This window comes from Aeromonas sp. s9, assembly GCF_040907765.1.
GTDB classification, from domain to species: Bacteria; Pseudomonadota; Gammaproteobacteria; order Enterobacterales; family Aeromonadaceae; genus Aeromonas; species Aeromonas caviae.
Window position 1 is genome coordinate 1 of the sequence record NZ_JBFOCK010000022.1, and the last position, 11,014, is coordinate 11,014.

At 62.9% G+C, this 11,014-nt stretch carries 7 protein-coding genes; 2 read left to right on the forward strand and 5 right to left on the reverse strand.

Annotated features, from left to right (window positions below; translation table 11 throughout):
• Positions 1-91 precede the first annotated feature (91 nt).
• Positions 92-1,234 (forward strand): IS4 family transposase, encoded by a 1,143-nt coding sequence (locus tag AB5Y54_RS04260; protein ID WP_053288703.1) that lies wholly within the window; start codon positions 92-94, stop codon positions 1,232-1,234.
• 109 nt (positions 1,235-1,343) lie between these two features.
• Here AB5Y54_RS04260 and AB5Y54_RS04265 read toward each other — a convergent pair whose 3' ends face one another.
• The 4 genes from AB5Y54_RS04265 to AB5Y54_RS04280 form a co-directional block, all read right to left on the reverse strand.
• Positions 1,344-2,573 carry an MFS transporter gene (locus AB5Y54_RS04265; protein WP_109113034.1) on the reverse strand — a complete coding sequence of 410 codons (1,230 nt, stop codon included), beginning with the start codon at positions 2,571-2,573 and terminating at the stop codon, positions 1,344-1,346.
• Between the two features lie 55 nt (positions 2,574-2,628).
• A complete protein-coding gene (locus tag AB5Y54_RS04270) occupies positions 2,629-3,399 on the reverse strand; it encodes an ABC transporter ATP-binding protein (protein WP_109113033.1) in 771 nt (256 codons plus the stop codon).
• The gene (locus tag AB5Y54_RS04275) at positions 3,392-4,444 is read right to left on the reverse strand and encodes an iron ABC transporter permease (protein WP_010674675.1); all 1,053 of its coding nucleotides are present in this window, start codon (positions 4,442-4,444) and stop codon (positions 3,392-3,394) included. The genes AB5Y54_RS04270 and AB5Y54_RS04275 overlap by 8 nt, the downstream gene beginning before the upstream one ends.
• A gap of 101 nt (positions 4,445-4,545) precedes the next feature.
• Entirely contained in the window at positions 4,546-5,667 is a 1,122-nt protein-coding gene (locus AB5Y54_RS04280) for an ABC transporter substrate-binding protein (RefSeq protein ID WP_109112853.1), read from the reverse strand.
• Positions 5,668-6,266: 599 nt separating this feature from the next.
• On the opposite strand from AB5Y54_RS04280, the gene AB5Y54_RS04285 reads away from it, so the two are divergent.
• Positions 6,267-9,485, forward strand: coding sequence for an ExeM/NucH family extracellular endonuclease (locus AB5Y54_RS04285; RefSeq protein ID WP_254203460.1), 3,219 nt, complete (start codon positions 6,267-6,269; stop codon positions 9,483-9,485).
• Between the two features lie 135 nt (positions 9,486-9,620).
• On the opposite strand, the gene AB5Y54_RS04290 is transcribed toward AB5Y54_RS04285, so the two are convergent.
• On the reverse strand, positions 9,621-10,949 hold the full coding sequence (locus tag AB5Y54_RS04290; protein ID WP_010676218.1) for an IS4 family transposase: 1,329 nt from the start codon (positions 10,947-10,949) through the stop codon (positions 9,621-9,623).
• Positions 10,950-11,014: the final 65 nt, after the last annotated feature.

Consider the following 11,014-nt stretch of genomic DNA (forward strand, 5'->3'; position numbering starts at 1 on the left):
CTTAACCATCCCCTCGTATGAGCGAGGCGTGGCGCGGCTTCTGAGGTATGATCGCCATCCTTGACCAGCTAATACCCGACAGATAATCGCCATGTTTAACCACGATCTAATCCTCAACCACATCAACGAGATATTTGGACAGGACATGCATGCCAAGCGTGTTCTTTCCCTGGCCAATGCAACCCTCGGGGTTATCGAATCCGGTTCGCTGGCCATCCACGCCATCGGGAATGGTCTCTCCTTGGCCAATGGTCTCGAGCGCAAACATGCGGTGAAACAGGTGGACCGCCTGCTCACTAACACCAAGCTCAACGTCTGGAGCCTCTTTGACGATTGGGTTCCCTATGTGGTCGGTGAACGCACCGAGATCGTGGTATCCATGGACTGGACCGAATTCGATGCCGATGATCACAGCACCTTGGTTATCAGCCTGCAAACCAACCATGGCCGCAGTACTCCGCTGCTGTGGAAAACCCATCGAAAATCGTTGCTCAAAGGGCAACGCAATGCCCATGAGAAAGAGCTGCTCACCAAACTCAAGCAGACCCTGCCAGAAGGTATCTTCGTGACGGTAGTCGCTGACCGTGGGTTTGGTTACATGGAGCTGTTCGAGCGCCTGGAACAAGAGCTAGGCTTTGCCTATATCATTAGATTTAAAGGAAATATTTTGGTTGGTTACTCTGGTGGAGAGCAGGTTCCCGCCCGCGACTGGCTAACGCCGACCGGGCGCACCCGAACCCTCAAGGAGGTGGAGCTCACTGGGCAACGACAGCCTGTCGAGCGGGTCTATTGTTGTCACAAGAGTGGCATGAAAGACGCGTGGTTTCTGGCCAGTAACCGGACCGATCTGAGTGCCGCCAAGGCGTTGCAACTATACGGCCAGCGCTGGGGTATCGAGACCAGTTTTCGGGATATCAAAGATTACAAATTCGGCATGGGTATGGGAGATGTGCACATCAGTAATCCGGTCCGGCGTGACCGACTGTTTTTGTTCAGTGCCTTGGCCATCGTCTTGCTGACGCTGCTGGGTAAGGCTGGAGACAGTGTCGGTCTAGAGAGAACGATCAAGGTCAATACCAGCAAGAGCCGAACCTATTCGTTCTTTCGGCAAGGGGTCATTTATTACCAGTTGCTGCCTAAAATGAAAGAAGCCAATGCGGTCTTGTTGATGGGTAAATTTATCTACTACCTGAAGCAACACCGCTTATATACCCGCACACTTGGAATTATTTGAGTCTCTAAAAATGAGGGGATCTCTGAGTATCTACCCTGTTTCGAGTTCAGTGGATAAGGTGAGGAGCAGGAAGAGTGAGATAAAAACAGGGCGGCCTTGGCCGCCCTGTTTATTGATGGGGAGCAGGTTGAACCTGGCCATCCTTGCGCAGTTGGGTATAGAGACCAAACCCGGCCAGCAGGCCGGCGAGGGCCAGCAGCAGCCAGATGGCGGTGGCGGGGCGACTGCCCGCATCCCCCAGCATAAAGCCGATGAGCAGGTTGCCAAAGAGCGCCATGCAGCCCCCGGCGCTGGCATAGAAGCCGTAGTAGCTGCCGAGCTGCTCAGGGGGGGCGTAGCGGGGCAGCTGGGCGGCGAAGAGCGGGAAGCAGAGGATGGAGCCCAAGGAAAGCAGGGCCACCTGCGTCAACACGCCTGCCGTCGGCCAGGGTGCCAGCAGGGGCAGGGCCAGGTAGCTCAAGCCCATCATGCCTATCCCCAGTCCCATGGCGAGCGGCACCCCCAGGCGGCGCTCCACCAGGCGGGAGGCCGGGAGCTGGAGCACGACACCGATCACCGCCGAGAGGGTGAAGACGCCGCCGAGCAGGTGGGTGGCGTCCGGCAGGCTCTGGATATGGGCGGGGAGGGCGAGATAGAGCTGGTGGAACAGGATCTGGTAGCTGCCTGCCAGCAGGGTGAACCCCATGAAGGGGCGCTGGCGCACTATCTCCCCCCATTGGCGCAAGATGGCGCCACGGGGGCTCTGGTTGCTCACCGGGCGTTTGGGCAGCATCCGGTATTGCAGCACTCCGAGCAGAGCGAAGAGGCTCGCCGCCAGGATCCCCGTCAGGGTATAGCTCTGCTGGGTCAAGGTGAGGCCGACCAGGGGGCCGAGCAGCATGCCCGCCTCGCTGGCCAGATTGTGCAGGGCGAAGGCGCGCTGACGCTGGCTCGGGTTGTGGCATTCGCTGGCAAGGTAGGCCTGGGCGCAGGGGGTGAACAGGGCCCCCGCAAAGCCGGTGAGGGCGGCGGCCAGCAGCAGGATGGGGAGGGACTCGGCCCAGCCCAGCAGCACGAAGCCCAAGGAACGTACTAGGCAGCCCCAGACGATGGCGGGATGGTAGCCGATGCGATCCCCAAGGGTGCCGCCCAGCAGGAAGAGCCCCTGCTGGCTGAAGACCCGCATCCCCATGACGAGGCCGCAGGCCCAGCCGGCCAGGCCGAGCCCGCTGCCCATGTGCTGGGCGAGGAAGGGCATCATCATGTAGAAGCCGAGGTTGAAGGCGAGCCCATTGGTGATGAGCAGGCGGGCGGCCGGGCTCATGCCCTGCCAGTCCCGCCAGTAGGAGGCGCCGTTCATGATCGCCTCCCGCCAGCGCGTGGGGCGGTGGTCGTCGGGGTGGCGCAGCACTGTGTCATGATGTCTTTCGCAGGGTTCTGAGGAAGGGGATGCCGTGCTGATCGTGGCTTATCTCCACCGGCACCTGGTAGAGGCGCTCGATGAGGGCCGCGTCGAGCACCCGGGCGGGGGGGCCGAAGGCCTGCAGATCTCCCCCTGCCAGCACGATCAGCTGATCGGCAAACTGGGCGGCCAGGTTGAGATCGTGCAGCACCACCAGGGTGATCCACTGCTGCTCCCGGGTCTGCTGGCACAGGTGCTCCATCAGTTGCATCTGGTGGTGCAGGTCCAGGGCGCTGACCGGCTCGTCCAGCATCATGATGCGGGGGGCGCGCAGCAGCACCTGGGCGAAGAGCACCATCTGCCGCTGGCCGCCGCTCAGGGAGTAGAGGGGGCGATCCGCCAGATGGGCGATGCCGAGCGCCTGCAGGGCCCGGCCGGCAGCCAGGATGTCCTCGTCCGCGAGGCGCATGGAGAGGCTGTCGAGGCGCCCCAGCACCACCACTTCGATGACGCTGAGATCCAGCTCCAGCTGGATGTTCTGGGGCATGTAGCCAAACTGCTGGCGCCACCTGGCCTGCGTCATCTGGCGGGCACTCTGGTCCCCGAGGCGAATGTCGCCACTGTCCGGGGTCAGTTCACCAAAGAGGGTGCGCATCAAGGAGGTCTTTCCGGTCCCGTTCGGGCCGATGATCACATGGACCTGACCCGGATGCAGAGTGAGGCTGAGATCCCGCAGCAAGGTCTGCTGGCCGAGGGAGAGGGAGAGTCGGGATATTTCAAGCACGTTTACGCCCCCTGCCGAGGATCAACCAGATGAAGAAAGGCACGCCAATGAGCGCGGTGACGATGCCGATGGGGAACAGGGCCCCCGGAATGATGGACTTGGAGAGCACCGAGGCCGCCGAGAGCATGCAGGCGCCGCACAGGGCGGAGAGGGGGATCAAAAAGCGCTGATCTTCCCCCACCAGCATGCGGGCGATATGGGGGGCCACCAGGCCGACGAAGCCGATCACGCCGACGAAGCTGGTGGCGGTGGCGGTGAGCAGGGCGACCAGCACCAGGGTCTTCATGCGCAGTCTGTCGACGTTGACCCCGAGGCTGCGGGCGCGGGCTTCCCCGAGGCGCAGGCTGGTGAGGGCCCAGGCATCCCGGTAGATGAGCAGGGTGCAGATCAGGGTGACGACGGCGGTGATGATCAGGGAGTCCCAGGTGGTGCGCATCAGGCTGCCAAACAGCCAGAACAGGATCTGCTGGTTGAGCTCGGGGGAGGAGAGGAACTGCAGCAGGGAGAGCAGGGACTGGAACAGGAACAGCAGGGCGATGCCCGCCAGGATCAGGGTCTGGCTGCTGACATGGCGCATCATGGCCAGACCAAACAGCAGGCAGGCGGCAAACATGCACACAATGAAGGCACCGGCCGGGATGGCCACCAGGGGAGGAAGTCCGAGGCCGCCGGTGTAGAGGGCCAGCGCCGCGCCAAGGCCCGCCGCCGCCGCGAGCCCGAGGGTATAGGGGCTGGCGAGGGGGTTGTCCAGCAGGGTCTGCATCTGCACGCCACCAAGGCCGAGAGAGGCGCCGACCACCAGGGCCATGAGGGCGATGGGCAGGCGCATGTCGTGGACGATGGTGCGGGTCATGGGATCGGCCTGGGCGGGGGAAACCAGGGCATCGATCACGTCGTGCAGGGCCAGCAGGGAGGGGCCGGTGGCGATGTCGAGCACCAGGGTAATGCACAGGACCAGGGCGAGCAGCAGGAGCCAGTGCCAGCGACGGCGCTCCCGTTGCCGCTGCCGGGCGAGGGTCTGCTGCAGGGCAGCCAAATCATTCATGATGTCAATCCTGAAACGGGCGCCGCAAGAGGCGCCCACACAATCCAAGAGGGTTGCTGAAGAGGGCGTGGCCGAGGTGGGCCACACCCGAATTGCCGGGGTTAGCTTGCGTCATCCTGCTTGATGCCCAGCATGAAGGTGCCCTGGGGACGGATGGGCAGGTAGTGCTGATAGAACGCCTGATAGGTGGCCAGGGGATCGAGATCCTGGAAGAGATCCGGATAGAGGGCCTTGGCCATGAACTCGATGAGGGCGGCATCCATGATGCTGCGGGTGGCGCCGTGATAGACCGCGTAGAGGCGACCCTGCTTCACCGCAGGCAGCTCGCTCCAGCCCGGACGGGCGGCAAAGCCTTGCAGACGCTGGCGCACGGTCTCTGCCGACACATCCTGGCCCACCTGCATGGCGACAGCACTGCTCACGCTCTCGTAGCCCGCCATCAGGATCACCTCGGGCTTGCTCGCCAGCAGTTGTTCCGGGTGGATGGGGCCCCAGCGATCGACGAAGGGGGCGGCCACGTTGTCGCCACCGGCCAGCAGGGCCATGGCGCCCCACATGTCCTTGCCATAGGTGTAGCTGTACTCGGCCGGACCCTTGTCACCCAGCTCGATGTAGACCCGGGGCGGCGTGCGCTTCGCGGCGGCGATGCGGGAGGTGATGGTGTCAATCTTGGCCTTGTACTCGTCGGCCATCTTCCGGGCGCGGGCTTCCTGGCCGGTCAGCTTGCCAAGCAGCAGGGTGCTCGCCATGTGCTGTGCCAGGGTCTGGGCGTTGTAGTCGATGACCACCACCGGGATCCCTGCCTGCTCAAGGCGTGGCAGGTCGGCGGCCAGGGCCTCATATTGCCACTTCGCCAGGATCACCAGGTCGGGCTTGACCGCCAGGGTCTTCTCGATGGAGAAGCTCTGATCCTGCACGTTGCCAAGGTCGGGGACCTTGGCCAGTTGTGGCTGGCTGGCCACATAGAGCGACCAGATGGCGGGACGGGACTTCATGAACCAGCCCAGGGACATGCCCACCAGGCGTTCGGCCCCGCCTTCACCGGCCACCGCCAGGTAATCTTCGGGATAGAAACCGAGCACGATGCGGCTTGCCGGAAGGCTGAGGGAGACCTTGCGGCCCATCACATCTTCCACTTCAACGGGGGGGGCGGCCTGCGCCATCCAGCTCACCAGGACGAGCTGGCCGAGCAGCAGCAACTTTGCCAGGGGGTGACGAAACATCTTGTAGCACCTCGAGAATAGAGACGGTCAAAAAAGAAAGTGAGAACTATTGCCATTCGCGAGCGCAAAAGCAACAAACGTTTGTGTCATCCCCTCTCTTGTTATTTCTGTCATTACTGGAGCCGGTTCCACAAGAGCACCAGGAGAGCGTTCCACCCCCGGTTTTCTGCCTTCTCGGGCCACGCAGGGAGTGGCGCCCGGTATGGCACCCATGGATTTGCCCATGATCCGGAGTCTGTGAGTGGTGCTGTTCACGAAATGGTACCGGGCAGAGGGCCGCCGTTTTGCTCCCCCTGCCTTGCCTCCAGAGTCGATGTCGCTCCCTGACGGAGGCCGCCAGCAGGGGCTGGGGGGGCGACAGTTTCCTGCGCAGCGATGGCAGACACTGCCCATTCGGGTATTGCCCGTCACCTTGGCGCAACATTTTGTTGTCATTGTTAGCCAGCTCGCAGCAGCCCCGGCGCCGACGGGGCAGAGTGGGCGCGCAGTTTCGGCCGGGGGCTGACATGCCTCCCGTTGATGGCTGCATCCAAGGTGCTGCGGCCCGCCTTGTGCGGGGCGCCAATAACATGATCTGCAAATAAAAAAGGAAACTGACCATGTCAGGAAGACACTCTCTGGTGGCGCTGGCCGTCGGGCTGGCGCTCGCTGGACAGGCACAGGCGCAACTGCTTATCACCGAATACCTGGAAGGGTCCGGCAACAACAAGGCGGTGGAGCTGAGCAACCTCGGCAGCGACGCCGTCGATCTCTCCCAATACCGGCTGGCCCTCTACGCCAACGGCAAACCCATCAGCGAATCCCCCACCAACAGCCTGGCGCTGCAAGGCACCCTCGCCCCGGGCGCCACCCTGGTGCTGGCCAACCCCTCAGCAAATGCCGAGATCCTGGCCAAGACGACCCAGACCAGCGGCAACCTGGTGTTCAACGGTGACGACGCCCTGGTGCTCTATCGCGGCAGCGAGATAATCGACAGCGTCGGCCAGGTAGGGGTGGATCCCGGCACGGCCTGGGTGTCGGGGAGCGTCTCGACCCTGGACATGACCCTGCGCCGCAAGGCCACCGTCACCATGGGCCGCACTGATGCGACGTCCCCTTTTGATCCGGCGCAGGAATACGTGGCCGCCCCGAAAGATGACGCCAGTGGCCTGGGGTGCAGTGGCGATGGTCCCTGCGATGGCACCCAGCCGCCCGCCTTCGTCTGCCCGGTGGATCAGTTGGTGCCGGTGCCCGCCATTCAGGGCCCCGGCACCAGCAGCCCCCTGGTGCCAGCCGGCAAGTTCGAATCGGAACAGGCCTACGCCACCCGCGGCGTGGTGACCCAGGTAGTGAGCGGCCTCTACAAGGGCTTCTTCATTCAGGACGAGCAGGGGGACGGGGATGCGGCTACCTCCGACGGCCTCTTCGTCTACACCACCAAGGCCAACGCTGCCTTCGTGCCGGGGGCCGAGGTGTGCGTTTCGGGCAAGGTGAAGGAGTATTTCAATCAGACCCAGATCAACGCCGACGAGCTGGTGGTGACTCGGCCCGCTGGGGCAGTGCCGGCGGCAGTGGATCTGGTGCCGGTGGCGGGCGAGAGCCTGAGCCAGCTGCTGGAGCGTCACGAGGGGATGCAGGTTCGGCTGGTGCCGGGTTCCAGCCTGGTGGTGACCCGCAACTTCAGCTTCGATTACGACGGCAAGCGCAACAACCTGGTGCTGGCCTATGGCGCGCCGCTCATCAAGTCGACCCAGAAATTTGCCGCCATGAGCCAGGAGGCGAGCGACTGGGCCCTTCGCAACCAGCAGAACCAGCTGGTGGTGGAGACCGACGCCAAGGCGCCGGATGGCGTGCTGCCCTGGTATCCCGGCTTCAATGCCGAGGACGGTTACCTGCGCATCGGCGACAGGCTCAACGGGCTGGAGGGGGCCCTCGGTTACTCCTACAACCTGTTCAGACTGGTGGCCAGCAACCGCATCGACGCAAGCCAGATCGATCACAGCGGCTGGGATCGGGTGGAAACCCCCGAGCTCGCCGAGGCAGGGGATCTGCGGGTCGCGAGCTTCAACGTGCTCAACTTTTTCACCACGGTCGTGGGGGGGGATGCCAACCCCACCGGCAGTAACCGGGGCGCCCTCACGGTGGCGGAGTTCGAGCTGCAGCGTACCAAGATCGTCAGCGCCATCACCCGCCTCAATGCCGACGTGGTGGGGCTGATGGAGATAGAGAACAACGGCTACGGCGACAACTCCGCCATCGCCAACCTGGTGGCGGCCCTCAATGCCGCCCAGCCGGATGAGGCGGATCACTACCGCTGGATTGCCTCGCCGGACGGCAAGCCCATCGGCACCGACGCCATCACGGTGGGCCTCATCTACCGACCCGCCAAGGTGACCCCGGAGGGGGTCGCCGGCCTCATCGCGCTGCCGGTGCAGCAGGCCGAGGCGGTGGACGCCAGCGGCAAGCCGGTGACCATCAATCAGGGGATGCGCGAGTCGCTGGTGCAGCGCTTCAGCTCCCCCAAGGGGGATGCGCCCCTGACCCTGGTGGTCAACCACCTCAAGTCCAAGGGCTCCGCCTGCTTCGAGGATTACCCCGACTACGCCAGCGCCGATCCGCTGGATGGCCAGGGCCACTGCAACGCGCTGCGGGTCTCCGCCGCCAAGGTGCTGGGGGAGCACCTCAAGGATCTGGCCGGGGATCTGCTGCTCATCGGTGACATGAACGCCTATGGCATGGAAGATCCCATCCGGGTGCTGACCGACTATGATCCGGCCGCCCAATCGCGCCAGATCATGAGCGCCTCCTTCACCACCCTGGCGGGCCAGCCCTTCGAGGAGAGCGGCAGCGCCCTTGGCAAGGGGTATGGGTTTGTGAACCTCAACACCCGCTTCCACGGCACCGACACCTACTCCTACAGCTACGAAGGGGAGCTCGGCAACCTGGATCACGCCCTGGCAAACCCGAGCCTCGCAGCCAAGGTGATCGGCATCGAGGATTGGCACATCAACTCCGCCGAGAGCAACTTCTTCGAGTACGGCAGCAAGTACAGCGGCCAGCTGGCGAAATCCGAAGGGCCCTTCAGCGCCTCGGATCACGATCCCGTGCTGGTGGCCATCCAGTACCCGCTGCCGCCCGCCGGGGTATTGAGCCTCGAGAGCGCAGCCGCCAGCGTGGAGGAGGGGAATACCTTGTCCCTGAGTGTCAGTCGCAGCGACGGCAGCCATGGTGAGGCCAGCGTGAGTTATCGCATCGTCCATGGCAGCGCGGACGCAAGCGACGTGGCGCCCCTCACCGGCACCCTGCACTGGGCAGCTGGCCAGAGCGAGCCCCAGACCATCAGCATCCCGGTGAAAAGCGACACCCTGCACGAGGGGGACGAGACCTTTACCCTGGAGCTGTTTGACCCGAGTGGCGCGACCCTGGGGGATCAGCACCAGACCCTGGTGACCATCAAGGACAAGCTGGCACCGTCCACCATCTCGCTGGCTCAGGCCAGTATCACGGTGAACGAGGGGCAGTGGCTTGCCGAGATCCCCCTGGTGCGCAGCGGCGATCTCAGCAAGCCGGCCCGGGCCCGGGTGGCCCTTGACGGGGTCACGGCGCGCTGGGGGCTGGATTTCCTGCCCTGGTTCGGGCAGACAGTGAGCTGGGCCGCAGGCGAGGGGGGCAGCAAGTCGGTCAAGGTGCTGATCATCGATGACTGGTTTGTGGAGCCCACCGAGCAGTTCAGGGTGAGCCTCGATCGGGTGGAAGGGGGCCAGCCCGGCGCCTTGCAGCAGACCCGGGTCGACATTCTGGACAACGACAAGTCCTGGTGGCCCTTCGGTCGCCACTGAGGATGATTGAGCAACAAGAAAGGGGCCTGCGGGCCCCTTTCTGTTGAGAACACTTTTGTTGGGAAGACCTGTTGCAGACAAATTGGGTTGCGAAGATGAAAAAGGCCCACCGTCATGGTGGGTAATGCCAGTCAGTTAAGCCTGACTGGCATTGTTTTTACTAGGTTTTCTCGTCGCATACTTCTGTGGTTTGGCTTTGATGCACCTTGGGTAACTTCGTTCTCGGCGGGCGGGTAACTTGAACTGCTCTGCCTGTTTGTCCAACTCAGCGACACGCCCTGGAACCATGCCCGGTGACACAAACGGCAGGCAACTGAGTTCATGCAGCAGATACACCGATGCCATGTGAAAGCTCAACTGGCTGGCCGTATAGCCCTTTAAGCTCGCCGCCATCCTAACCATCTGATATCTCAGTAGGTTATAGGCCAATACCAAGCCCCATAGCTCCTGCCTTACTCCATCGGGTTTCTTGCTGCGCAGCGTCAGCCGGTGCTGTTGCAGGCTATGTTTCATCTCCCGATAGCCCAGCTCGATTTCCCAGCGATTCTGGTATAGCTCCATCAACTCGCTGGCCGGGAAGCGCAGCGGGTCGGTGAGCGAGGTCAGCACCTGCCGCTCCTTGCCGTTTACCGTCCGGGTCAGCAGCCGGGCTTCGAACTGCTCCGGCAACTCGCTCCACTTCTTCTTGGCCTGCGGACTGGCTCTGAGGCGTACCAGCACATCCTGCCGCCCCAGCTTGCGGATGACCTCGTATTGAGCCCCCTTTTTCAGCGGAATAAGCCAGTGACGCGCTACGCCCTGGCGTTGCCAGGCATGGAGTAACCCCAGTGAGTAGAAGCCCTTATCGAACAGGGTCAGGCTATTATCGGGTGTTTTTTCAATCAGTTGCTCTGCCAACACCATCTCGTTTACCGCACAGGAGTCCATCACTGTCTGGGTCAGCAGATGACTGGTCAGCTCCATCTGACACAACATGCGGACCTGGGGATATTGCGTCTCCCCCTGGACGGTTTTCGACTTGGCAAAGGCGCCGGCATTGTCCGGAGTATCGGGCGTGCGCCAGACCACCCCGTCCACGGCCAGCAGCTGCAAGCCGGCCCAGGTGGGGTGCTGACACAGCTGATGCCAGAGTGTGGCGGTCTGCTGGAACACCTGTCGAACGGCTTGGTCAGCCAGTTTTTGGCGCGCCTGGATGAAGGCGCTGGGGACGACAAACGGCCGGTCGCCGGGTAACAGGATATCGAGCTGGTTGGCCAGCTGGGCCATAGGGACATGACGAAACAAGGACATCCCGATAATGGCCCATAGCACCCGCTCCATGGGCATGCGCCGTCGGCGCAAGGAGACGGAGCCCGTCTCGGCCAAGCAAGCCTGCACCAGTTCAGGTGACAGCAGGTCAGACAGGGACTCAAACTTTCCGGGAGGACAGGCGTGAATGAAGTCGAGAGCTTGGTCGATACGCATAAAAAAATCCGAAACCCAACAAGGAGTTTCGGATTCTTACACAGCCTGAGGATCGGTCAATGGAT

Coding starts and splice junctions, on each gene's coding strand:
- AB5Y54_RS04260 (WP_053288703.1), top strand. CDS start 92: ATGTTTAACCACGATCTAATCCTCAACCACATCAACGAGATATTTGGA.
- AB5Y54_RS04275 (WP_010674675.1), bottom strand. CDS start 4,444: ATGAATGATTTGGCTGCCCTGCAGCAGACCCTCGCCCGGCAGCGGCAA.
- AB5Y54_RS04265 (WP_109113034.1), bottom strand. CDS start 2,573: ATGAACGGCGCCTCCTACTGGCGGGACTGGCAGGGCATGAGCCCGGCC.
- AB5Y54_RS04285 (WP_254203460.1), top strand. CDS start 6,267: ATGTCAGGAAGACACTCTCTGGTGGCGCTGGCCGTCGGGCTGGCGCTC.
- AB5Y54_RS04290 (WP_010676218.1), bottom strand. CDS start 10,949: ATGCGTATCGACCAAGCTCTCGACTTCATTCACGCCTGTCCTCCCGGA.
- AB5Y54_RS04280 (WP_109112853.1), bottom strand. CDS start 5,667: ATGTTTCGTCACCCCCTGGCAAAGTTGCTGCTGCTCGGCCAGCTCGTC.